Below are 22720 nucleotides of genomic sequence, written 5' to 3'. Positions count from 1 at the left end.
ATGAATGGAATGTTTTATTCAGCAGATAAATTCAATCAAAATTTAAGTTCTTGAGATGTTAAAAAAGTTGGAAATGCTCAAAATTTTGCAAATGCTTTAAAATCAGTTATGACTAAAGATAAACTTTCAAAATCTAATCAAAAGTACTCAGATGATAAATACATTTATGGTAGTTAAAAAATAATTTATAAAAATAAAAAAATATTAAGTAAAATCTTGAAAATGATAATCAGTAATGGTATTATTTTTAGTGTCTTAGATAAATATGACCAATTAAAAGATATGGCTTTTTAGCTCAGCAGGTAGAGCAACCGGCTGTTAACCGGTTTGTCACAGGTTCGAGCCCTGTAAAAGCCGCCATTATCTTGGCCTGTTGGTGAAGCGGTTAACACACACGGTTTTCATCCGTGGACACACGGGTTCGAACCCCGTACAGGCTACCATATTTTCGGAGTGTTAGCTCAGCTGGGAGAGCTCCTGCCTTACAAGCAGGCGGTCATAGGTTCAAGTCCTATACACTCCACCATTTTTTATTTATGCTGACTTAGCTCAGCAGGCAGAGCAACTGACTTGTAATCAGTAGGTCGTAGGTTCGATTCCTATAGTCAGCACCATTAGAAAACTCGAGCACTACTGTGCTCTTTATTTTTAAAATTTAAACAACCAAATATCTTACAAATTGTTCTATTTGACATTCATATTACTAATAAGATAAATTAATTATTTATATAAGAATTTAATTTACATAATTTAAGAAGATCATTTTGATCTTCTTTTTTTGTTTTACAGTAAATAAAAATAAAAAAAGTAAGTTTTAAAACTTACATTGTTATATATTTAATTAAATTATTATGACTTATTTTGTAATTTTTTGAATAATTTCTTCTTTTTGCTCAATTATCTTTTTAATAATTACACCTACTAAAATTAGTATTCCACCAAATGAATTTATAAATATTGGATTAAATAATGGGATTGCTATAGCTACTATAAATATTAAAAGAATATCTTTATTCTTTTTAAGAGTTGATAAACCTACAATACTCATAATTAAAAGTGTAAATAAACCTATTGAATTAAGAGTTGAAAATGACGTTTCGATTATTAATGACCCAAGATATCTATATATCTCACGTCGTCTGGTGTATATGTGTAACTGATTTAAATCAAATGTATAAAAAACATTTATCAAAAATCCGATGACTGCCCCTATTAAACTTAAAATTAATCCAGCTAAAATTAGTTTTTTTATATTTAAATTGTTTTTTAGTAATTTTTAGTGAGTCTAGATTTTGTTCTGATTTTTTAATATGAATATTTTTTTCTTCTATTTCCGGATTTATTATTTCTTTATTCATTGGTTCAGTACTAATTATTTGAGTAGTTGTATTTGTAGTACTTATAACTGCTGAACTTGATATGTTATTAGCTCCAATTATTAATAAAACTCCCCCAGCAATAAATCCAAAAGCAACACCAAACACATTAGTTACCAAAACTAATTTTTTATTATTTTTAAATTTAGGAACAAGACATAAAATACTTAAAATTACAGAACTAATTGCTAATCCTAATCCTATGAAATTAAAAAAAGATTTTAAAAATAGCACCAAAAATTGAAAATAATCATCCAAATAAAATATTTATATAAAACATATAACCAATTAAAAATACTGAAATAACAGAACCGATTATTGAAATAATAGCTCCAGCTAAAATCAGATTATTTGTTTTATTTTGATCCATAATTCACCTATTAAAATTAAAAATTGTTTAAAAAAGTGGTAGTGTTTTGTAATATATCAACTAATAAAAGTATTATTTTTTTAAATGATAAAATAATTTTAGAAACTTAGATTTATGAGACTAAAAGTATGAATGAATTTAATTTAGCAAAAGATAAAACAATGATCTCTAAAATATTTAAAAAAATTCCTTGATTTTATCATTTAATATTTTTTTTGATTGGACTAGTAGTTGGATTATTATTTCAATTTTTACGAGTAAAAACTTTTGCTTTTCCTTATTTTTTTATATTATTTTTTGCTGTTTTACTTACTTATTGTGTTTTATTTATAATTATTAGTCCAATGATTAAACAAAATTGATTTATTAAAAGAGTTAAAAATGAAAAATAAAAAAATTTCAATAAGTACAATAGCAAAAGAATGTAATGTTGGAGTTGGAACAGTTTCACGTTATTGTAATAATGGTTATGTTAGTGATCAAAAAAAAGAACTAATTAAAAAAGTAGTTGAAAAATATAATTTTTCACCTAATTTTGCAGCTCATTCAATTAAAAGAAAAATTCAAGAAGTTTATTTTTTAATTCCAGATTTAACTAAAAGTAATACTTTTGTCATTAAAAAAATCTTAAAGTACCTACAATTAGAATTTTCTGAAACAATGGTATTTGTAATTCAAACTACTTATAATCAAGAAACTTATTTAAAATACTTAAAAAAAGTAGTAGCAAGAAAACCGGCTGCTTTAGTTTTATTTGCTATTAGTGATGATTTAAAAATTAGAGATTATTTAAAAAAAATTACTATTCCTTTTATTAGTTATGGAAAGGATTGAGGAAAGTTTTATTTTATTAATAATGATCAAGAAATGATGATCTCGTTACTAGAAACTATGAATAATCAAAATGAATTTGATCATCAAAAACAAATTTTATATATTGGTGAAAAACCTGAAACTAATAAATCAACTGGATATGATCGTTTTTATAGTTTAAATAATTGATTTAAAAATAAAAATATTAAATTTGATTATTTATTTTTTGAACATAATAGTGAAACTAGTATTTATAATTTAATAAAAGAATTAAATCTAAATAACAAAATCATTATTTGTGGAACTCATACTTGTCATAAAATTTTATTAAAATATATAGTTAATCAAAAGTTTAAAAACATTACTTTAACTGATATTTATCAAAAAAATAGTTTGTTATTACCGATTTTTGAAAAACAATACTGTATAGCTATTGATTATCAAAATCTAGTACAAAGAATAAATGAGAGTATTAATAAAATTTTAAATAACAAACCTATAGATGAACAAAATGAAAAATACTTAAATTATGAAATTAAAGTTTTAGATAGATAAAATTTTTAGTTTCATTTTTTATTATATAATTGTAGTATGGAAACAATTCCATATTATGAGGTCTTTATGGCAAAAAAATCATATACAGAAGAAGTTAAAGAACTAGTTAGTTTACTTGGTGGAGCTGACAACATTATTTCATATACTCACTGTATATCTCGCCTTAGATTAGTTTTAAAAGATAATTCTAAGGCAGATACTAAAGCAATTGAAGCTTTAGATAATGTTAAAGGAGTAGTTAAACCTGTTGGTGTTTATCATATTGTGATTGGTGTTGATGTAATAAATTATTACAAAGAATTTAAAAATTATTTAACTAATCAACAACCACAAACAAGTGATTCAAACTCTCAAAGTATAACTGCAAAACAAAAATCAAATCAAAAATTTTATCAACGTTTATTACGTCATTTTTCAGAAATATTTATTCCTTTAATTCCAGCACTAGTAGCTGGTGGGTTAATTTTAGGATTTAGAAACATTTTAGAAACTGATTGAACTGGTGAAGGTAAATCATTAGTTGCTTTATCAGCATTTGCAAAAGGTTTAAATGAATTTTTATGAATTCCTGCTCAAGCAGTCTTTTGATATTTACCAGTAGCAATTTGCTGGTCAATATTTAAAAAAATGGATGGTTCTCCAGTATTAGGAATTATTATTGGATTAACTTTATTATTACCACCATTAGAAAATATTTATGCTATTTCAGCATTAGCAAAAGATAGCATTTGAATATTTAAAGATGCCCCTGCTTTTGATTTTGGTGTATTTAAATTCCCTTGAAAACTTCAATATACTGCTCAAGTAATACCAGCAATTGGTGTAGCATTTTTTGGAGTTTATTTAGAAAAAGGATTAAATAAAATTATTCCTGCTATTTTAAAACAAATCTTTGTTCCATTATTAGTTATTGTATTATCATATACTGTTGGATTAGCAATTATTGGTCCTATTGGATTTGTAATTGGTTCTGCAATTTCAGTTGCTTCAAGTTGAGCATTAACTCATCCAATTGCAAAATATTTCTTTGCTCCAATATTTGGATTATTATATGCTCCAACTGTTGTTATTGGATTACATACAATGTATAATGCTGTAATGATTCAAAATACAGCTTCAATTGGTGGTTCATTTATTTTTCCAATTTTATGTATGTCAAATATTGCACAAGGTAGTGCGTCATTAATGTTTACTATTTTAAATAGAAAACATCAAAAAGTAAAAGATGCTGGAGCTTCAGCTACTGTTTCAGCTTATCTAGCAGTAACTGAACCAGCAATGTATGGAATTAATTTACGTTTCTTATATCCTTTTATAGCAGCAATTATTGGATCTGCAACAGGTGCTTTATTATTAATAATTTCGGGAGTAACTTCAAATGGTATTGGAGTTGGTGCTTGATTAGGAGTTTTATCAATTCAAGCTACTTCAAAAGTTAATGGAGTTACAACTTGAATTGGGTCTGGATATACTTGATTTATGATAAGTGCAATATTAACAACTATTGTTACTATGATATTAACTTGATTTTTAGGAACTCTACCTAACTTTGTTAAATTACGTAATGATTTATTAGATGTTAAAACCGATCCCATCATTAAAATTAAAAAATAATATTTAAATGAAAAAAATTAATTATAAAGAAGCGATTGTGTATGAAATTCATCCACAATCTTTTTATGATACTAATAATGATGGAATTGGTGATCTACAAGGAATTATTAAAAAACTAGATTATTTAAAAAAACTAGGTGTAAATTTTTTATGATTAAATCCAATTTATTTATCTCCTAAAAAAGATAATGGATATGATGTTAGTGATTATAAAAAAATTGATCCAATGTTTGGTAGTATGACTGATTTTAATAACTTAGTTAAAGAAGCTAAAAAAAGAAATATCTATATTATGATGGATATGATTTTTAATCATTGTTCAACTGAACATGAGTGGTTCAAAAAAGCTTTAATTAATAAAAAGTATCAAAATCGTTTTATATTTGTAGAAAATAAAAATAAACTACCTAATAATTGAAAAAGCAAATTCGGTGGTTCTGCTTGAGAATATAATAAAACATTAGATAAATACTATTTACACTTATTTGATAAAACTCAAATTGATTTAAATTGAAGAAATAAAGATCTAAGAAATGATATTTATGAAATTATTAATTATTGATTAGATAAAGATGTTAAAGGGTTAAGATTTGATGTTATTAATTTAATTTCAAAACCAAAAACTTTTAAAGATGATTTGATTGGTGATGGTAGAAAATATTATACTGATAGACCACTAGTTCATAAATACCTAAAAGAAATGGCTAGTAAAACTTATAGTTTAAAAAATGATGTAATAACAGTTGGAGAATTATCTTCAACTTCATTAAAACAAGCAATTTTATATACTAAAAAAGAATCTAAAGAACTAGATATGGTATTTATGTTTCATCATTTAAAAGTTGATTATTTAAATAATGATAAATGACAACTAGATAAATATGATCCAAAAAAATTAGTTAAAGTTCTTAAAACTCAACAAATAGTTTTTGATAAACATAACGCTTGATGTGCTAATTTTTTAAACAATCATGATCAACCAAGAGCTATTAGCAGGTTTGGTGATTATAAAAATTATTATTATCAATCAGCAACAAGTTTAGCTAGTGTAGTTTTGTTATTAAAAGGTACGCCTTATTTATATCAAGGTGAAGAGTTTGGAATGTTAAATAATAATTATTCAAATATTAATCAATTAAAAGATGTTGAATCAATTAACTATTATAAGATCTTAAAAAATAAAGGTTTAAAAAAAGAAGAAATTTTAAATATTATTAGTAATAGATCAAGAGATAATGCAAGAACTGTTATGCAATGAGATGATAGTTTATATGCCGGATTTTCTTCTCATAAACCTTGAATAGATGTAAATAATAATTATTTAGATATTAACTTTAAAAAAGATTATTCAAAGTCTCAATCAATTTTTAAAGCTTATCAAAAACTAATTAGATTACGTAAAAAACATTTAGCTTTTAGTTATGGAGATATTGAATTTATTAATTTGAACCCTAATGTTTTAAGTTTTTATAGAACTTATTTAAACGAAAAATATTTAGTAATTATTAATTTATCTGATTTAAAAATTAGTTCTAATAAATTAAATCAATTTTTAAATTTAAAAGTTATTTTTAATAATTATAAAAGCTTTAAACAAATTAAACCTTATCAAGTAGTAGTTTTAAAGTGCAATTAGTTAAAACATATTTCAGTATGTGAAATTTGTAAAATTCATATCAATTTTATTAAATAGTATAATTTAAGTAAGTCTAATAAACAAAATTCAAAAATGAAAGGTAGATATGAAAAAGTTAATAAATAGTCCCGAAACATTAGTTAATGAAATGTTAGAAGGTTTAGTTAAAGCTTATCCAAATAAATTAAAAAGAGTTGAAGGTTTTGATGTAATTATTAGAAATGATGATATTAAAAAAGATAAAGTAGCTTTAGTTAGTGGTGGAGGTTCTGGTCATGAACCAGCACATGCTGGTTATGTTGGATATGGAATGTTAGATGCAGCTGTTGCTGGAGCTGTATTTACTTCACCAACTCCAGATCAAGTTTATCAAGCAATTAAAAGTTGTAATGCTAATAAAGGAGTATTATTAATTATTAAAAACTATACTGGAGATATTTTAAACTTTGAAATGGCTCAAGATATGGCAAGTATGGAAGGAATTGAAGTTGATAGTGTAGTTGTTAATGATGATGTAGCTGTTGAAGATAGTTTATATACTGCTGGAAGAAGAGGAGTAGCTGGTACTGTTTTTGTTCATAAAATAGCTGGAGCAAAAGCTGAAATGGGAGCTAGTTTACAAGAAGTAAAAAATACAGCTTTAAAAGTTATTAAAAACGTTAGAACTATGGGAATGGCAATTTCTCCATGTATTGTTCCTGCTGCTGGTAAATCTAATTTCTCATTAAATGAAGATGAAATGGAAATTGGAATTGGAATTCATGGTGAACCTGGAGTTTATAGGGATAAATTAAAACCAGTAGATCAAATTGTAGATACTTTAACTGATAAAATTTTAAATGATATACAAATTAATAAAGATGAACAAGTAGCAGTTATGATTAATGGAATGGGTGCTACTCCTGAAATGGAATTACTTCTTATTAATAATCATTTAAATGATTTACTAGTACAAAAAGATATTAAGATTTATAAAACTTTTGTTGGAAATTTTATGACTTCTATTGAAATGGGTGGGTTTTCAATTTCAATTTTAAAATTAGATCAAGAACTAAAAGCATTATTAGATAAAAAAGCTGATACTCCAGGTTTTAAAGTTTTTTAATAAATGTTTAAAATAATTAATTAGTGTTAATTAAAAAATATAAATTAAAGGATATATAATGTTAGAATTACATCAAATTGATGTAATTTTTTTGTTTTTTAGTTAAAATTTTAGTCTTTAGATTATTAAAAGTAATTAAAGTATTTAGCTTATTAAATAATTAAAAAATAATTGAAGTCTATCTAGTATTTTTATATAAAAAAGTATAGAATATTAATTGCATGTATATTTTGTGTGCTTTTTTACAACACACCCATAGGGGTTGTTGATTAAATTAGTAAATTTAGGAGGTTAGTATGGCAGAAAACAAGATGAGAATTAAGTTAAAAGGTTATGATCACGCTATTGTTGATCAAAGCATTACTAAAATCATTCAAGCTGCTGAAGGTACTGGAGCTAAAGTTAGAGGACCAATCCCACTACCAACAGAAAAACAAGTTATTACCATTTTAAGAGCTGTTCATAAATACAAAGACTCTCGTGAACAATTTGAAATGAGAACACATAAAAGATTATTAGAAATTTTAAATCCAACTGCAGCAACAATGGATGTTCTAAAAAGAGTTCAATTGCCAAGTGGTGTTGATATTGAAATTAAATTATAATCTTCTATTTATTTAAAAAACAACAAAATATCAAATAGCAGAATATACGTGATTATCAATTAGGAGGAAATAAAATGAAAGGAATCTTAGGTCGTAAGGTAGAAATGACTCAAGTATTTACTAATTCTGGTCAATTAGTTCCAGTAACAGTAGTTGAAGTTCTACCAAACACAGTTTTACAAGTTAAAACTATTGACAGTGATGGTTATGTTGCTGTGCAATTAGGTACTACTGATAAAAGAGTTAACTTAGTAAATAAACCTGAATTAGGACACTTTAAAAAAGCTAATTCAAATCCTAAGCGCTTCGTAAAAGAAATCAGAAATATGCAAGGATATGAAATTGGACAAGTTATTAATGTTAGTGATATCTTTGTTTCTGGTGAATACGTTGATGTTACAGGAATTTCAAAAGGTAAAGGATTTGCTGGAGGAATTAAAAGACATAATTACTCAAGAGGACCAATGGCTCATGGTTCAGGATATCATAGAGGAATTGGTTCAATGGGAGCAATCATTAACCGTATTTTTAAATCAAAAAAAATGCCAGGGCACATGGGTAATGCAAAAAGAACTATTCAAAATTTAGAAATTATTGCCATTGATCAAACTAATAATATTATGTTGATCAAAGGATCAATTCCTGGACCTAAAAATAGTTTTGTACAAATTAAGCAAAATGTAAAAGGTATGAGTTCTAAACAAGCAGTTGAATTATTAAATAGAAATGCATCAGTTCAAGCATAGTTGAGGTAAGAAATGAAATTACAAGTTTTAGACACTAAAGGTAATGAAATTAAAGAAATTGCCTTAAATGATTATGTGTGGGGAATTGAACCTCATCAACAAGCTATTTATGATACTGTAATAAGTCAACAAGCTGCTTTAAGACAAGGAACTAAAAAAGTTAAAACCCGTGCTGAAGTATCTGGAGGAGGACGTAAACCTTGAAAACAAAAAGGAACAGGTCGTGCTCGTCAAGGATCAATTAGAGCTCCACAATGAAAAGGTGGGGGAGTTACATTTGGACCAACACCAGATATTAACTATAAAAAATCTGTTAATAAAAAAGTAAGAGCTTTAGCTTTTAGATCAGTTTTATCTTTAAAAGTTAAAGAAAATAATCTTGTAATCGTTGACAAATTTGACTTTGCTAAGCCATCAACAAAAGAAATGGTTTTAGTAATGAAAAATTTAAAAATTGATGATCAAAAAACATTAATTGTTACAAAAGAAAAAGAAGAATTAGTAGTTAAATCTTCAAATAATATTACTGGAGTTAAAACAATTTCTGCTAACCAACTAAATGTGTTTGATTTATTAAATGCTACTAAATTACTAATTACAGAAGAAGCTGCTGTTGCAGTTGAGGAGGTATACGCATAATGCACATAACTGAAGTATTAAAAAAACCAGTATTGACTGAAAAAACATTTGCTGGTCATAAAGATAATGTGTATACATTCTTAGTTGACAAAAAAGCTAATAAAGTTCAAATTAAAAAAACTTTTGAAGAAATCTTTGAAGTAAAAGTTGAATCAGTTAGAACTATTAATTATGATGCTAAAGAAAAAAGATTAGGAAAATATGTTGGTAAAAAACCATCATATAAAAAAGCAATCATTACATTAAAAGAAGGTCAAAAATTAGACGTGCTAAGCGACTTATAGAAAAATCGACCCGGATAAATTATTATAAGCGCATCAAAACAGAAAGGGAAAAATATGGCAATTAAAAAGTATAAGTCAACAACTAATGGTCGTAGAAATATGACTACAATTGACTATTCAGCTGTTTTAACAACAAAAAATAATCCTGAAAAGTCATTAGTTGTTTCTAAAAGCTCTAAAGCCGGAAGAAATAATCGCGGATTAATTACTACTCGCCATAAAGGTGGAGGACACAAACAAAAATACCGTATTATTGATTTTAAAAGAAATAAAAGAGATATTTTTGGAACAATTTCAACAATTGAATATGATCCAAATAGAAATGCATTTATTTGTTTAGTAAATTATGTAGATGGAGAAAAACGTTATATCTTATTTGCAAAAGGAATGCAAGTAGGAATGAAAGTGGTTGCTAGTGAAAATGCTGATATTAAAGTTGGTAATTCAGCACCATTAAAAAATATTCCTGAAGGAACTTTACTTCATAATGTAGAACTAAAACCTGGAAAAGGTGGACAAATTGCAAGAAGTGCTGGTTCATCAGTTCAACTTTTAGGAAAAGATGATGATGGAAGATATGTAACTTTACGTTTATCATCTGGAGAAGTTAGAAAAGTTTTATCTGAATGTTATGCAACAATCGGTGAAGTAGGAAACGAAGAATACAATTTAGTTAACTGAGGAAAAGCAGGACGTAATAGATGAAGAGGTATTCGTCCAACTGTTAGAGGTTCTGTAATGAATCCAAACGATCACCCACATGGTGGAGGAGAAGGACGTGCTCCAATTGGTCGTAAGTCTCCAGTTACTCCATGAGGTAAGAAAGCTTTAGGTGTAAAAACAAGAAACACTAAAAAAACTTCAGAAAAACTAATTGTAAGAAAACGTAGTAATAAAAAATAAGAAAGGAGAATAGAAGATAATATGGCAAGATCATTAAAAAAAGGACCTTTTGTTGATGAAAGTTTGTTTAAAAAAGTTACAGCAGCAAAAGATGGTGAAGTAATTAAAACTTGATCACGTAGATCAACTATTTTCCCTGAATTCATCGGTAAAACATTTGGTGTTTATAATGGAAAAGAATTTATTCCAGTTTATATTACTGAAGATATGGTTGGAAATAAATTAGGTGAATTTGCTCCAACTCGTAAATTCGGTGGTCATGGTGATGACAAAGGTAAGAAAAAATAATAGGAAGGATAAGAATTAAACAATGGAAGCAAAAGCAAAATTAAGTATGATTCGTATCTCTCCTAGAAAAATGAGATTAGTTGCAGATACAATCAGAAACAAAGCTGTATCAGTTGCAGTTGCTACTTTAAAAAATCTAAACAAAGATGCTGCTGAACCAATTTTAAAATTATTAAATTCAGCAGTTGCTAATGCTGTTAATAATAATGGTATGGAAGCAGATAAGTTATATGTTAAAACAATTTTTGTTAATGAAGGACCAACTTTAAAACGTTTTAGACCTAGAGCTCATGGTAGAGCATATGAAATTTTTAAAAGAACTAGTCATGTTGTGATTGTAGTTAGTGATGAAAAATAAGAAAGGATAGTTAGGAAATGGGACAAAAAGTATCACCAAACGTTTTACGTTTAGGAATCGTTAGAGATTGAGAAAACAGATGATATGCTGAAAAAGATCAATATGTTAAATGATTAGATCAAGATATCAAAATTCGTACTGCTTTATTTAAATTATTAAAAGATGCAGCTGTTTCAAAAATTGATATTGAGAGAACTACAAAAGATCTAACCTTATTTATCAAAACTGCTCGTCCAGCTATCGTTTTAGGTCAAGAAGGTAAAAACATCGAAAAAATTGTTTTAGCTGTTAGAAAAACTGTTAAAAATAAAAAATTAATTGTTAATGTTAGAGTTATTGAAATTAAAAGTCCTGATGCAGATGCAACTTTAGTTGCTAGATGAATTGGTGAACAAATTTCAAACCGTGCTTCATTTAGAACAGTTCAAAAATTAGCTATTAAAAAAGCTTTAAAAGCTGGAGTTAAAGGAATTAAAACTGCTGTAAGTGGAAGATTAGGTGGAGTTGAAATGGCTCGTACTGAAGGATATTTAGAAGGTTCAGTACCACTTTCAACTTTAAGAAATAATATTGATTATGCTTTATATGAAGCTCCAACAACATATGGTCAAATTGGAGTTAAAGTATGAATTAATCATGGTGAAGTATTTAAAAAAGAAAGAATGAATAATTCACAAATAATGGCAAAACCAAGAACTAATAAAGGAGGAAAAAGATAGTTATGTTACAACCAAAAAGAACAAAATATCGTAAACCTCATAGAGTTAGTTATGAAGGAAAAGCAAAAGGAGCTAAAGAAATTAACTTTGGTGAATTTGGTTTAATGGCTTTAGATGGTGCGTGAATTGATAATCATCAAATAGAAGCCGCACGTATTGCTATGACACGTTATATGAAACGTGATGGAAAAATTTGAATGAGAATTTTCCCACATATGGCAATGACTAAAAAACCTGCTGAAGTTCGTATGGGATCAGGAAAAGGAAATCCTGAAAAGTGAGTAGCAGTAGTTAAAAAAGGAACAATTATGTTTGAAATTGCTCAAGTTAATGAGCAAGTAGCTAGAGAAGCTTTAAGACTAGCAATGCATAAATTACCAATTCGTTGTAAATTTGTTAAAAGAGGTGAAAATTAATGTCTAAATCAAAAATGTTAGATCTAAGAAATCTATCTGTTGATGAGTTAATTAAAACAAATGAATCAAAAAGAGCTGAATTATTTGCTTTAAAATTCCAAGCAGCAGTTGGAAGTTTAGAACAAACTCACCGTATTAAAGAAATTAAAAAAGAAATTGCAAGAATTGAATTAGCATTATCAGAAAAACGTTTAAGTGGAGAAAACACTAATAAAGTTATTAAAGCAGATTACAACAAAGCTGTTGAAGAAGCAGAAAAAGCTGGAAAAGAAGTTAGAGCAAAACAAAGAAAATTCTTAGAAGAGCAATATGGTCAACAAAACCAAACTGAGTTAAATGAAGCTGATATTCAAAAAGCAATGCAAGCAGCTGAACAAGAAACTGTTGAACCTGATACTAAAGGAGAAACTAAATAATGCAAAGAAATAGTAGAAGAGTACTAATTGGTAAGGTTGTATCAGATAAAATGGATAAAACTATTACTGTATTAGTTGAAACTTACAAAAACCACCCAATTTATAAAAAAAGAGTTAAATATTCTAAAAAATATAAAGCACATGATGAAAACCAAGTTGCTCAAATGGGTGATAAAGTTGAAATTATGGAAACACGTCCTTTATCAAAAACTAAAAACTTTAGATTAGTTAGAGTTATTGAAAAAGCAACTTTATAATAGGAGATAAAAAATATGATTCAAACATTATCTAAATTAAAAGTAGCAGATAACTCAGGTGCTAAAGAAGTTCGTGTTATTCGTAATCTAGGTGGTTCAGTTAGAAAATTTTCAGGCATTGGTGATATTATTATTTGCTCAGTAATTTCTGCAACTCCAGGTGCAATTATTAAAAAAGGTCAAGTTGTAAAAGCAGTAATTGTTAGAACTACTCGTGAATTAAGAAGAGAAGATGGTACTTATATTAAATTCTCAGAAAATGCAGCAGTATTAATTAAAGAAGATAAAACACCACGTGGAACTCGTATTTTTGGTCCAATTGCACGTGAAATTAAAGAAGCTGGATTTGCAAAAATTGCATCTTTAGCTCCAGAAGTATTATAGGAGGAACCAGTTTATGGCAAAGTCAAGAATTTTAAAAGGTGATGTAGTTAAAGTAATCGCTGGTTCACACAAAGGACAAATTGGACCAATTACTTCAATTACAAAAGATAAACAATGAGTTTCAGTTCAAGGTATAACAGTTAAAAAACACGTTAAGCCAACTAATGAAGATAGTGAAGGTGGAATAAAAGATATTCCTGCAAAACTTCATATATCAAATGTTGCATTACAAGACCCAAAAAATAAAGATCAAGTTACAAAAGTCGGATTTGAAATTATTGATGGTAAAAAAGTTCGTATAGCTAGAAAATCTAAAACTCAAATTAAAACAGCTAAATAAGAAAGGAAATAAATTAGTATGAAATCAAGATTAGAAATTAAATACAAAGATCAAATTGTTCCTGAATTATTTAAAGAATTAAATTACAAATCAATAATGCAAGTTCCAAAAATCCAAAAAATTGTAATTAACATGGGAATAGGAGATGCTACAACAGATCCTAAAAAATTAGATGCAGCTATATCTGAACTAGAAAAATTATCTGGACAAAAACCAATTGTTACAAAAGCTAAAAAATCATTAGCTGTATTTAAATTAAGAGAAGGTATGGCAATTGGTGCTAAAGTTACTTTAAGAGGTAAAAAGATGTATGACTTTTTAGATAAGTTAATTAATGTTGCTTTACCAAGAGTACGTGACTTTAGAGGAGTTTCAAAAACTTCATTTGATGGGTTTGGAAACTTTACAACTGGAATTAAAGAACAAATTATTTTTCCAGAAGTAGATTATGATAAAGTTATTAGATTACGTGGTATGGATATTACTATTGTAACTTCTGCTAAAACAAATAAAGAAGCATTTGCATTACTACAAAAAATAGGAATGCCATTTGAAAAATAGAACAAGGGAGATATTATAATGGCTAAAAAATCATTAAAAGTTAAACAAGCTAAACATCAAAAGTTTAATGTTAGAAATTATACACGTTGTAATCATTGTGGAAGACCTCATGCTGTGTTAAAGAAATTTGGAATCTGCCGTTTATGTTTTAGAAAATTTGCTTATGAAGGACAAATTCCTGGTATTAAAAAAGCTTCATGATAGAAAGAGAGAAGATTCAAAAGTATGACAACAGATGTTATTGCAGATATGCTAACTAGAATTAGAAATGCTAATCAAAGATACTTAAAAACTGTAAGTGTTCCATCTAGCAAAGTAAAATTAGAAATAGCAAGAATTTTAAAAGAAGAAGGATTTATCTCAGACTTCACTGTTGAAGGTGATGTTAAAAAAACTATTAATATTGAATTAAAGTACCAAGGAAAAACTAGAGTAATTCAAGGATTAAAGAAAATTTCTAAACCAGGTTTAAGAGTTTATGCACAAGCTAATGAAATTCCACAAGTATTAAACGGATTAGGTATCTCAATTGTTTCAACATCACAAGGAATAATGACTGGTAAAAAAGCTCGACTAGCTAATGCTGGTGGAGAAGTTCTAGCATTCATTTGATAATAGGAGTTTAATATGTCTCGTATAGGTAATAGATTATTGCAAATTCCAAATGGTGTTGAAGTTAAAATAGCAGAAAACAATTTAGTAACAATTACAGGATCTAAAGGAACTTTATCAAAACAATTTTCACCTTTAATCAAAATTGAAGTTGAAGAAAACAAATTAATCACTAAAAGATTAAATGAACAAAAACATACAAAACAATTACACGGAACTACTAATTCATTACTACAAGGTATGTTGACTGGAGTTAGTGAAGGATTTAAAAAAGAATTACAAATTACTGGGGTTGGGTATAAAGCTGCAGTTAATGGTTCTAAATTAAATTTAAGTTTAGGTTATTCACATCCTGTTGAATTTGAAATTCCTGATGGTGTAGTGATTCAAGCAGTTAAACCAACTGAATTAGCTATTACTGGAATCGATAAACAATTAGTTGGTCAAGTAGCAGCAAATATTAGAGCATATAGAAAACCTGAACCATACAAAGGTAAAGGAATTAAATACAAAAATGAAACTATTATTAGAAAAGAAGGGAAAGCAGCTGGTAAATAGTACCAGAGCTTAGGGATTACTAAGTATGAAATTTACTAAAACTGAAGCTAGAAAACGTAGACATTTCAGAGTAAGACATAAAGTTGTTGGTACTGCTGAAAGACCTAGATTAAATGTATTTAAATCAAATACTAATTTCTATGCTCAAATTATTGATGATACTAAAGGAGTTACATTAGTATCTGCTTCTACATTAAAAATGGATTTAAAGAGTAAATCTAATATTCAAGCTGCTGAAAAAGTTGCTGAAGAATTAACTAAAAAAGCTTTAGCAGCTAACATTAATCAAGTAGTATTTGACCGTAATGGTTATTTATATCATGGAAAAATAAAAGCTTTTGCTCAAAAAGCAAGAGAAAATGGGTTAAAATTTTAAGAAAGGGTAGAAGAGATTATGACTGAAGAAATGAATGTAGTAGAAACATCATCAGAAATGAATTCTAATGTTGAAAAAGCTTCTACTCCAAAACAAGAAAATAATAAAAGATTTGAAAGAAAATCAAGACCTTCATCTAGACAAAAAGTAGTAAAAGATGAATTTGAAGAAAAAGTTGTAACAATTAGACGTGTTACAAAGGTAACTAAAGGTGGTCGTCACTTTAGATTTGCAGCAGTTGTAGTTGTTGGAAATAAAAAAGGTTTAGTTGGAATGGGAACTGGAAAAGCTAATGAAGTTCCAGAAGCAATTAAAAAAGCAATTAAAGAAGCTAAGAAAAACTTAGTAAGTGTAACTTTAAGAAATACAACTGTTCCACATGAAGTTTTAGGAACTTTTGGAGCAGGTAAGATTTTAATTAAACCAGCTAAAGTTGGTACTGGTATTATTGCTGGTGGACCAGCTCGTGCAGTTATTGAATTATCAGGAATTTCAGATGTTTATGCTAAATCATTAGGAAGCAATAATGCAATTAATATGATTAGAGCTACTTTTGAAGGACTAAGTTCAATGCAAACTTTAAAAAGAGTTCAAGAGTTAAGATATGGTAAAACTTTTGATAAACAAAAAGTTGTGTTAGTTGAAAAAACTGCTGAAACTAAAAATTTTGAAAAAAAACCAGCTAAATCAACAACTAAAAAAATGGCTTCTAAAAAAATTGAAAAAGAAGATGTAATAGCTGAACCGATGGTTAAAAATGAAGCTGAAAATTCAGCTGAGTAGTAGAAAGGAGTCATAATTAATGAAATTAAATGAATTAAAATACACACCAGGTAGTAAAAAAGAAGCTACTAGAGTGGGTAGAGGTATGGCTTCTGGAAAAGGAAAAACAGCTACTAGAGGACATAAAGGTCAAAATTCTCGTTCAGGTGGAGGGGTTCGCCCTGGATTTGAAGGTGGTCAAACACCATTATTTAGAAGACTTCCAAAAGTTGGATTTACTTCATTAAATCAAAAACAATATACAATTTTAAATTTAAGTGATTTAGAAACTTTAGGATTAGAAGTAATTAATCATGAAAGTTTAATTGATCATAAAATTATTAAAAATAGTTCAGTATTAGTTAAAATATTAGCTAATGGTACATTAACTAAAAAAGTTGATGTAAAAGTTAACAAAATCTCAAAGGCAGCTAAAAGTGCAATTGAGAAATTGGGAGGAAAAGTAGAGGTGATTTAATGGTTATTAAAAAACCTGCTAATAAAGTTGATAAAAAAAGTACTTTTAAATCATCTAATAAAAAGAAAAATCCTTTTAAATCAAGTTTTCTTACAAAAAATAAAGACTTAATTTACAGAATTCTTTTTACATTATTAGCTCTTATTATTATTAGACTTGGTGTTTATATAACTGTTCCTGGAGTAACTTTAGATAAAAGATTTGCAACTGATTCTAGCAGAATTCAATTTTTTCAATTACTTTCAACATTAGGTGGAGGAAGTATTGGTAGATTTTCAATATTAGCTTTAGGAGTTTCTCCTTATATTACTGCTTCAATTATTGTGCAACTTTTATCAACAGATGTCATTCCTGTTTTAACAAGATGATCAAAATCTGGTGAAAGAGGAAGAAAAAAACTTGATAAATTAACAAAAATTATTATGATCCCATTTGCATTAATGCAAGCTGAAGCAACAATTTTTACTTTATCAAGTCAAGGATTAATTATTCCTGGTTGAGATAATACGAATGCTATAGCAAATTCAGCATTTTATTACATTTTAATTCCTTTAGTAATGTTAGGTGGTTCATTTTTTATGCTATGAATTGCTGATCAGATAACTATAAAGGGTATTGGTAATGGAATTTCAATAGTAATTTTTATAGGTATTATTATTTCAATGCCATCAAATTTAAAATCTACATTTGAATATTGAGTATCAAATTCTGGTGAAGAAGCAAATATCTTTTTTTCAGGATTATTGAACTTTATGATTTATATTAGTGTGTTTTTATTAGTAATTCTATCAGTTGTAATTATGAATGAAGCTGAAAGAAAAATTCCAATTCAACAAACTGGATCAGGATTAACAGATTCTAGTGAACACACCCCATATTTACCATTAAAGTTAAATAATGCTGGAGTTATTCCTGTTATTTTTGCATCAGCAATTATCTCAACTCCAATTACAATTTCTCAAATTATAGAAGCAGTTAACCCAGATAGTGGATTTGTTATATTTACAAGAGATTATTTATCATTTAATACTTGGTGAGGTATTTCAATATTTGGAATCCTAATCGTTTTATTTACATTTTTATATTCTCAAGTGCAAATTAACCCAGAAAAAATTGCTGAAAACTTCCAAAAATCTGGAACATTTATTCCAGGTATTAAACCAGGAAAAGATACTACAAAATATTTAACTGGTATTATTAATAGGTTATCAGTTGTTGGGTCAGTATTTTTAGCAATAATTGCACTATTACCTTATGTAATTTCAAAATTAACTCAACTTCCATCAAATCTTGCGATTGGTGGAACTGGATTAATTATTTGTATTTCAGTTGCTATTCAAACTGTTCAACAATTAAAAGGAAGAATTATTCAGCAAAACTTTATTGAGAAGAAAAAAGAAAAATTCACTAATAATATTAATAAGAATAAAACATCTCATATTTGATAAAAAGGCAATATGCCTTTTTTACTTTATTGTTATTTTATATAAACTAAAGTATTTTATTATCTTATTTTGTTTAGAATATAGATTATTATAAAATACATTTATAGTGCTATTAAAAAGGAATTTTATATATGAACATTATGTTATTAGGAGCACCTGGTTGTGGGAAAGGAACACAAGCAGAACAATTAGTCAATAAATTAAATTTTATTCAAGTGTCAACTGGTGATTTAATGAGAAAAGAGATTTCATTAAACACTACATTGGGTTTAAAGTGTCAAGAATATATGAATGCTGGTAAATATGTTCCAGATCAAATTGTTAATCAAATTGTTAATCAATTTTTACAATATAATAATGACAAGTTGATATTTGATGGATATCCAAGAACTTTAGAACAAGCTAAATCATTAGAAAAAATGTTAGATTTATATAATAAAAAAATTGATTATGTATTTTATATAGATGTAAATGAACAAATTTTAATTAAAAGAATTACAAATAGATTAGTTTGCCCATTATGTAAGGCTAGTTTTAATTTAGAAACTAGAAAACCAAAACAAGAAGGTCTTTGTGATTTTGATAATACTAAATTAGTTAAAAGAAGTGATGATAGTTTAGATAAAGTTAAAATAAGACTACAAACTTATAAAGAACAAACTTTACCTTTAATTGATTATTTTAAAACTAATTCTAAATTTATTGAAATTAAAGCAGATAATTTATCAGCAGAACAAGTTTTTAATCAAATTAAAGGAGAATTAAAAATTTAATGATAACAATTAAAAATCAAGAACAAATTCAAAAGATGAAAATAGCAGGCCAAGTTTTAGCAAAAGGTTTAAATTTGTTAAAATCAATGATTAAGCCTGGTGTTAATTGTTTAGATCTAGATAAAGCTTTTGAAGAATTTATTAAACAAAACGGATGTGAATCTAATTTTAAAAATTATCAAGGATTTCCAAAAACTATTTGCATTTCAATTAATGATCAACTGATTCATGGTATTCCAAGAGATCGAGTATTACTTGATGGAGATGTTGTAAGTATTGATGCTGGTTGCATGTATCAAAAATGACATGCAGATAGTGCTTTTACTATGGTTTGTGGAATTGCAAAAAATAAAAAAAATGATATACTTATAAGGGTCACTGAACAGGCACTAGAATTAGCAATAGCTGAATTAAAACCAGGAATAAGAGTTGGAACAATTGGTTCGATTATTCAAAATTATGTTGAATCGTTTAATTTTAGTGTTCCTAGAGATTATACTGGTCATGGAATTGGTTTAGCTTTGCATGAAGATCCTTATATTCCAAATTATGGAATACCAAATACAGGAATTAGATTGCAAGAAGGTATGGTTATTTGTATTGAACCAATGGTTCAAATAGGTACTTATAAAACTAAAATTGCAGATGATAAATGAACAGTGTATTCAGCTGATCATAGTACAACAGCTCATTTTGAACATACAATTTTAATTACAAAAGATGGTTGTGAAGTACTAACTAAAACAGAAAGATAGGTGCATTATCGATGGCTAAAGAAACAGAAATGGAATTTGAAGGCACTGTTGTTGAAGTATTGCCTAATGCCCAATTTAAAGTGAAATTAGAAAATGGTGTAGTTATTAATGCCCACGTGTCAGGTAAAATCCGCATGCATTACATCCGCATTTTACCTGGAGATAAAGTAACTATTGTAATTTCACCATATGATATGACACGTGGAAGAATTACTTATAGAAAAATTGGTAAGTAATTATTTTAAAACAATTGAAGTCATTTAAATGATTATTGTTTTATTTTAAAAAATACGGAGGTTTTAAAGATGAAAGTTAGATCATCAGTCAAGCAAATTTGTGACAAATGCCGTGTAATTAGACGTAAAGGCCGTGTAATGATCATTTGTGTTACACCAAAACACAAACAAAGACAAGGATAATTGTTTAATTAATAAATTAGAAAGGATACCCTAGAATATGGCTCGTATTAGTGGAGTAGAAATCCCAAATAATAAAAGAGTTGTTGTTTCTTTAACTTATATTTATGGAATAGGGCTACCAACTGCTCAAAGTGTTTTAAAAACTTTAAACATTTCTGAAGATATCAGAGTAAAAGATTTAACAGAAGAACAAATCAAAAATATCTCTATTGAAATTTCAAAATACAAAACTGAAGGTGAATTACGTAGAGAAGTATCATTAAACATTAAACGTTTAATGGAAATTGGAAGTTACAGAGGACTAAGACACCGTAAAGGTTTACCTGTTAGAGGACAATCTTCAAAAACTAATGCAAGAACTGTTAAAGGTCCAAGAAAAACTGTAGCTAATAAGAAAAAATAGAAAGTAGAAAGAAGGGAAAATAATCATGGCAAATCCAAAATCACAAGCTAAGAAAAAAATTAAAAAAAATATTCCTAAAGGTATTGCGCATATTCATTCTACTTTTAACAACACAATTGTTACAGTTAGTGATGAAAAAGGAAATGTTCTTTCTTGATCTAGTGCAGGAGCAATAGGATTTAAAGGTTCTAAAAAATCTACACCTTATGCAGCTCAATTAATTTCAGAAGCAGCAGCTAAAGGTGCTATGGATAACGGTGTTAAAACTGTATCTGTTGAAGTTAAAGGCCCAGGCCCAGGACGTGATGCTGCAATTAGAGCATTACAAATGGCTGGTTTAGAAATTACATCAATTAAAGACACAACACCAATTCCACATAACGGAGTGCGTCCAAGAAAACGCCCAAGAGGTTAATTTATGAAACAATTTGTGAGACCAGAATTTATTCTTTTAAAAGAAGGACAAGATAAAAATTACGGAAAATTTAGTGTATCGCCTCTAGAAAGAGGATTTGGTATAACTTTAGGTAATGCGATTAGAAGAACTTTATTAGCAGCAACTCCCGGAGCAAGTGTTTATGCGATAAAAATTGCTGGGGCAACTCATGAATTTACTTCAATTCCAGGAATTATTGAAAATGTTACTAAAATTATTTTAAATATTAAACAATTAGTTTTAAGAATTGATACTTCTATATATGGTGATGATGAAGTTGTACAATTAAAAATTCGCTCTGATATTCAAGGTCCTGTATATGCTGGTGATTTAGAATTACCAGCTGGTGTAGAAGTTTTAAATCAAGATTTATTAATAGCAACTATTAGTGAGGGTGGAATTTTAGATTTAGTTTTATATGCTAAAAATTCACGTGGTTATAAGACTTTTAAAGATAATAAAAATGAAAAAAATATTGAACCAGGAATGATTACAATTGATTCAAACTACTCACCAATTATTAAAGTTGCATATAGTGTAGATTCAGCAAAAATTGGAAGAGCTATTGATCTTGAAAAATTAGAATTAGAAGTTACAACTGATGGTTCAATTACTGCAATTGATGCAATTAGTATTGCTTCTAAAATTTTAGTTGCTCATCTAGAATTCTTTATTGATCTAAATCGCGAAATCAGTGTATTAGAAGTTATTGGTGTAAATCAAACTGATGATAAAGAATTAGATAGAACAGTTGAAGAATTAGATTTTACACAAAGAAGTTTAAATTGTTTAAAACGTGCTGGAATAAATACATTAAGAGAATTAGTTACTAAAAATGAAGACGAAATAGGTTCAATAAGAAATCTAGGACGTAAATCATTAAAAGAAATTAAAGATAAAGTTGCTTCATTAGGATTAGCATTTAGACAATCATAATTATAGGAGGTAAAAACTTATGTCATACATTCAAAAACGTGGCCAAAATACTGCTTGAAGAACTGCTTTAATGCGTAATTTAACTACTGAATTAATCATTAATGAAAGTTTAGAAGTTACTCAAACAAGAGCAAAAAAATTAAGAAGACATTTTGATCATATGATTACATTAGCTAAACGTGGTGATTTACATTCAAGACGTCAAGCTGCTAGTTGATTAAGAGATATTGACGCTGATAAAAAAGAAACAGCATTACAAAAATTGTTTAATAAATTAGCAAAAAAATATGAAAATCGAAATGGTGGTTACACAAGTATTTTAAAATTAGATAACCGTAAAGGTGATAATGCACCTATGGTTATTATTAAATTAATCTAGTCT

At 27.5% G+C, this 22720-nt stretch carries 38 protein-coding genes and 4 tRNA genes; 39 read left to right on the top strand and 3 right to left on the bottom strand.

All coding sequences use genetic code 4. The features are described from left to right. The 5 genes from MSB_RS05245 (at window position 1) to MSB_RS03530 (ending at window position 614) form a co-directional block, all read left to right on the top strand. Window positions 1-177 (top strand): BspA family leucine-rich repeat surface protein, encoded by a 177-nt coding sequence (locus MSB_RS05245; protein ID WP_013447974.1) that lies wholly within the window; start codon window positions 1-3, stop codon window positions 175-177. Window positions 178-284: 107 nt separating this feature from the next. After that, window positions 285-360, top strand: a tRNA-Asn gene (locus MSB_RS03545). 7 nt (window positions 361-367) lie between these two features. Then, a tRNA-Glu gene (locus tag MSB_RS03540) sits at window positions 368-443 on the top strand. A gap of 7 nt (window positions 444-450) precedes the next feature. After that, window positions 451-526, top strand: a tRNA-Val gene (locus MSB_RS03535). Window positions 527-538: 12 nt separating this feature from the next. After that, window positions 539-614, top strand: a tRNA-Thr gene (locus tag MSB_RS03530). Window positions 615-856: 242 nt separating this feature from the next. On the opposite strand, the gene MSB_RS05240 is transcribed toward MSB_RS03530, so the two are convergent. From MSB_RS05240 to MSB_RS04995, 3 genes are all read right to left on the bottom strand, one after another. Further along, window positions 857-1048 carry a hypothetical protein gene (locus MSB_RS05240; protein WP_013447973.1) on the bottom strand — a complete coding sequence of 64 codons (192 nt, stop codon included), beginning with the start codon at window positions 1046-1048 and terminating at the stop codon, window positions 857-859. 73 nt (window positions 1049-1121) lie between these two features. Further along, the gene (locus MSB_RS05235) at window positions 1122-1613 is read right to left on the bottom strand and encodes a hypothetical protein (RefSeq protein ID WP_231833539.1); all 492 of its coding nucleotides are present in this window, start codon (window positions 1611-1613) and stop codon (window positions 1122-1124) included. Beyond that, complete coding sequence (locus tag MSB_RS04995; RefSeq protein WP_013447970.1) at window positions 1585-1746, bottom strand: hypothetical protein; 162 nt, start codon at window positions 1744-1746, stop codon at window positions 1585-1587. The genes MSB_RS05235 and MSB_RS04995 overlap by 29 nt, the downstream gene beginning before the upstream one ends. A 128-nt stretch (window positions 1747-1874) precedes the next feature. Here MSB_RS04995 and MSB_RS03520 point away from each other — a divergent pair, with 128 nt between their 5' ends. From MSB_RS03520 to rplQ, 34 genes are all read left to right on the top strand, one after another. Continuing rightward, window positions 1875-2138, top strand: a complete 264-nt coding sequence (locus MSB_RS03520) for a TIGR04570 family membrane protein (protein WP_011166920.1) — start codon at window positions 1875-1877, stop codon at window positions 2136-2138. Continuing rightward, the gene (locus MSB_RS03515) at window positions 2128-3114 is read left to right on the top strand and encodes a LacI family DNA-binding transcriptional regulator (RefSeq protein ID WP_013447969.1); all 987 of its coding nucleotides are present in this window, start codon (window positions 2128-2130) and stop codon (window positions 3112-3114) included. The genes MSB_RS03520 and MSB_RS03515 overlap by 11 nt, the downstream gene beginning before the upstream one ends. A 66-nt stretch (window positions 3115-3180) precedes the next feature. After that, entirely contained in the window at window positions 3181-4728 is a 1548-nt protein-coding gene (locus MSB_RS03510; protein ID WP_013447968.1) for a PTS transporter subunit EIIC, read from the top strand. A gap of 7 nt (window positions 4729-4735) precedes the next feature. Next, window positions 4736-6364: an alpha,alpha-phosphotrehalase gene (locus tag MSB_RS03505; RefSeq protein WP_013447967.1), complete on the top strand. Its 1629-nt coding sequence runs from the start codon at window positions 4736-4738 to the stop codon at window positions 6362-6364. 106 nt (window positions 6365-6470) lie between these two features. After that, window positions 6471-7469, top strand: coding sequence for a dihydroxyacetone kinase subunit DhaK (gene dhaK, locus MSB_RS03500; RefSeq protein WP_013447966.1), 999 nt, complete (start codon window positions 6471-6473; stop codon window positions 7467-7469). A 296-nt stretch (window positions 7470-7765) separates the two neighbouring features. Further along, complete coding sequence (rpsJ, locus tag MSB_RS03495) at window positions 7766-8074, top strand: 30S ribosomal protein S10 (protein WP_011387545.1); 309 nt, start codon at window positions 7766-7768, stop codon at window positions 8072-8074. Between the two features lie 74 nt (window positions 8075-8148). Then, window positions 8149-8820: a 50S ribosomal protein L3 gene (gene rplC, locus MSB_RS03490; protein ID WP_013447965.1), complete on the top strand. Its 672-nt coding sequence runs from the start codon at window positions 8149-8151 to the stop codon at window positions 8818-8820. A 12-nt stretch (window positions 8821-8832) separates the two neighbouring features. Further along, complete coding sequence (rplD, locus tag MSB_RS03485) at window positions 8833-9459, top strand: 50S ribosomal protein L4 (protein WP_013447964.1); 627 nt, start codon at window positions 8833-8835, stop codon at window positions 9457-9459. Beyond that, window positions 9459-9743 (top strand): 50S ribosomal protein L23, encoded by a 285-nt coding sequence (rplW, locus tag MSB_RS03480; protein ID WP_013447963.1) that lies wholly within the window; start codon window positions 9459-9461, stop codon window positions 9741-9743. Before rplD ends, rplW begins: the two co-directional genes overlap by 1 nt. Before the next feature lie 54 nt (window positions 9744-9797). Further along, complete coding sequence (gene rplB, locus MSB_RS03475) at window positions 9798-10646, top strand: 50S ribosomal protein L2 (RefSeq protein ID WP_013447962.1); 849 nt, start codon at window positions 9798-9800, stop codon at window positions 10644-10646. Window positions 10647-10667: 21 nt separating this feature from the next. Next, a complete protein-coding gene (rpsS, locus tag MSB_RS03470; protein WP_011166909.1) occupies window positions 10668-10934 on the top strand; it encodes a 30S ribosomal protein S19 in 267 nt (88 codons plus the stop codon). Between the two features lie 22 nt (window positions 10935-10956). Then, complete coding sequence (gene rplV, locus MSB_RS03465) at window positions 10957-11292, top strand: 50S ribosomal protein L22 (RefSeq protein ID WP_008362527.1); 336 nt, start codon at window positions 10957-10959, stop codon at window positions 11290-11292. Between the two features lie 17 nt (window positions 11293-11309). After that, on the top strand, window positions 11310-12011 hold the full coding sequence (gene rpsC / locus MSB_RS03460; RefSeq protein WP_013447961.1) for a 30S ribosomal protein S3: 702 nt from the start codon (window positions 11310-11312) through the stop codon (window positions 12009-12011). Between the two features lie 2 nt (window positions 12012-12013). Continuing rightward, the gene (gene rplP / locus MSB_RS03455) at window positions 12014-12427 is read left to right on the top strand and encodes a 50S ribosomal protein L16 (protein ID WP_013447960.1); all 414 of its coding nucleotides are present in this window, start codon (window positions 12014-12016) and stop codon (window positions 12425-12427) included. Then, window positions 12427-12843, top strand: a complete 417-nt coding sequence (gene rpmC, locus MSB_RS03450) for a 50S ribosomal protein L29 (RefSeq protein WP_013447959.1) — start codon at window positions 12427-12429, stop codon at window positions 12841-12843. The genes rplP and rpmC overlap by 1 nt, the downstream gene beginning before the upstream one ends. Then, entirely contained in the window at window positions 12843-13100 is a 258-nt protein-coding gene (gene rpsQ / locus MSB_RS03445; RefSeq protein WP_011166904.1) for a 30S ribosomal protein S17, read from the top strand. The genes rpmC and rpsQ overlap by 1 nt, the downstream gene beginning before the upstream one ends. A 15-nt stretch (window positions 13101-13115) precedes the next feature. After that, window positions 13116-13484, top strand: coding sequence for a 50S ribosomal protein L14 (gene rplN, locus MSB_RS03440; RefSeq protein ID WP_013447958.1), 369 nt, complete (start codon window positions 13116-13118; stop codon window positions 13482-13484). Window positions 13485-13497: 13 nt separating this feature from the next. Beyond that, window positions 13498-13824 carry a 50S ribosomal protein L24 gene (gene rplX / locus MSB_RS03435; protein WP_011387538.1) on the top strand — a complete coding sequence of 109 codons (327 nt, stop codon included), beginning with the start codon at window positions 13498-13500 and terminating at the stop codon, window positions 13822-13824. 18 nt (window positions 13825-13842) lie between these two features. After that, window positions 13843-14385 carry a 50S ribosomal protein L5 gene (gene rplE / locus MSB_RS03430; protein WP_013447957.1) on the top strand — a complete coding sequence of 181 codons (543 nt, stop codon included), beginning with the start codon at window positions 13843-13845 and terminating at the stop codon, window positions 14383-14385. 18 nt (window positions 14386-14403) lie between these two features. Beyond that, a complete protein-coding gene (locus MSB_RS03425) occupies window positions 14404-14589 on the top strand; it encodes a type Z 30S ribosomal protein S14 (RefSeq protein WP_008362512.1) in 186 nt (61 codons plus the stop codon). Between the two features lie 21 nt (window positions 14590-14610). Next, on the top strand, window positions 14611-15000 hold the full coding sequence (gene rpsH / locus MSB_RS03420) for a 30S ribosomal protein S8 (protein ID WP_008362508.1): 390 nt from the start codon (window positions 14611-14613) through the stop codon (window positions 14998-15000). Window positions 15001-15012: 12 nt separating this feature from the next. Next, window positions 15013-15555 carry a 50S ribosomal protein L6 gene (gene rplF / locus MSB_RS03415; RefSeq protein WP_011387536.1) on the top strand — a complete coding sequence of 181 codons (543 nt, stop codon included), beginning with the start codon at window positions 15013-15015 and terminating at the stop codon, window positions 15553-15555. A gap of 25 nt (window positions 15556-15580) precedes the next feature. Beyond that, window positions 15581-15931, top strand: coding sequence for a 50S ribosomal protein L18 (rplR, locus tag MSB_RS03410; protein WP_011387535.1), 351 nt, complete (start codon window positions 15581-15583; stop codon window positions 15929-15931). Between the two features lie 18 nt (window positions 15932-15949). Next, window positions 15950-16714, top strand: coding sequence for a 30S ribosomal protein S5 (gene rpsE, locus MSB_RS05435; protein WP_013447956.1), 765 nt, complete (start codon window positions 15950-15952; stop codon window positions 16712-16714). 19 nt (window positions 16715-16733) lie between these two features. Next, the gene (gene rplO / locus MSB_RS03400) at window positions 16734-17171 is read left to right on the top strand and encodes a 50S ribosomal protein L15 (RefSeq protein WP_011387533.1); all 438 of its coding nucleotides are present in this window, start codon (window positions 16734-16736) and stop codon (window positions 17169-17171) included. Continuing rightward, complete coding sequence (gene secY / locus MSB_RS03395) at window positions 17171-18619, top strand: preprotein translocase subunit SecY (RefSeq protein WP_011387532.1); 1449 nt, start codon at window positions 17171-17173, stop codon at window positions 18617-18619. Before rplO ends, secY begins: the two co-directional genes overlap by 1 nt. 128 nt (window positions 18620-18747) lie before the next feature. Further along, window positions 18748-19389 carry an adenylate kinase gene (locus MSB_RS03390; protein ID WP_011387531.1) on the top strand — a complete coding sequence of 214 codons (642 nt, stop codon included), beginning with the start codon at window positions 18748-18750 and terminating at the stop codon, window positions 19387-19389. Further along, window positions 19389-20144 (top strand): type I methionyl aminopeptidase, encoded by a 756-nt coding sequence (gene map, locus MSB_RS03385; RefSeq protein WP_013447955.1) that lies wholly within the window; start codon window positions 19389-19391, stop codon window positions 20142-20144. Before MSB_RS03390 ends, map begins: the two co-directional genes overlap by 1 nt. An 11-nt stretch (window positions 20145-20155) precedes the next feature. Next, a complete protein-coding gene (gene infA / locus MSB_RS03380; protein ID WP_011167188.1) occupies window positions 20156-20380 on the top strand; it encodes a translation initiation factor IF-1 in 225 nt (74 codons plus the stop codon). Window positions 20381-20449: 69 nt separating this feature from the next. Continuing rightward, window positions 20450-20563 (top strand): 50S ribosomal protein L36, encoded by a 114-nt coding sequence (gene rpmJ / locus MSB_RS04615; protein ID WP_004429078.1) that lies wholly within the window; start codon window positions 20450-20452, stop codon window positions 20561-20563. A 37-nt stretch (window positions 20564-20600) separates the two neighbouring features. Further along, on the top strand, window positions 20601-20966 hold the full coding sequence (rpsM, locus tag MSB_RS03375; RefSeq protein WP_011387529.1) for a 30S ribosomal protein S13: 366 nt from the start codon (window positions 20601-20603) through the stop codon (window positions 20964-20966). Between the two features lie 25 nt (window positions 20967-20991). Beyond that, window positions 20992-21381, top strand: a complete 390-nt coding sequence (rpsK, locus tag MSB_RS03370; protein WP_013447954.1) for a 30S ribosomal protein S11 — start codon at window positions 20992-20994, stop codon at window positions 21379-21381. Window positions 21382-21384: 3 nt separating this feature from the next. Next, complete coding sequence (locus tag MSB_RS03365) at window positions 21385-22338, top strand: DNA-directed RNA polymerase subunit alpha (RefSeq protein ID WP_013447953.1); 954 nt, start codon at window positions 21385-21387, stop codon at window positions 22336-22338. A 19-nt stretch (window positions 22339-22357) separates the two neighbouring features. Beyond that, on the top strand, window positions 22358-22717 hold the full coding sequence (gene rplQ, locus MSB_RS03360) for a 50S ribosomal protein L17 (protein ID WP_013447952.1): 360 nt from the start codon (window positions 22358-22360) through the stop codon (window positions 22715-22717). The last annotated feature ends 3 nt before the right edge of the window (window positions 22718-22720 follow it).

Source organism: Mycoplasma leachii PG50 (assembly GCF_000183365.1).
GTDB classification, from domain to species: domain Bacteria; phylum Bacillota_I; class Bacilli_A; order Mycoplasmatales; family Mycoplasmataceae; genus Mycoplasma; species Mycoplasma leachii.
Note: the sequence above shows the minus strand (reverse complement) of the source record. Positions and strands in the feature narration are given on the sequence as shown.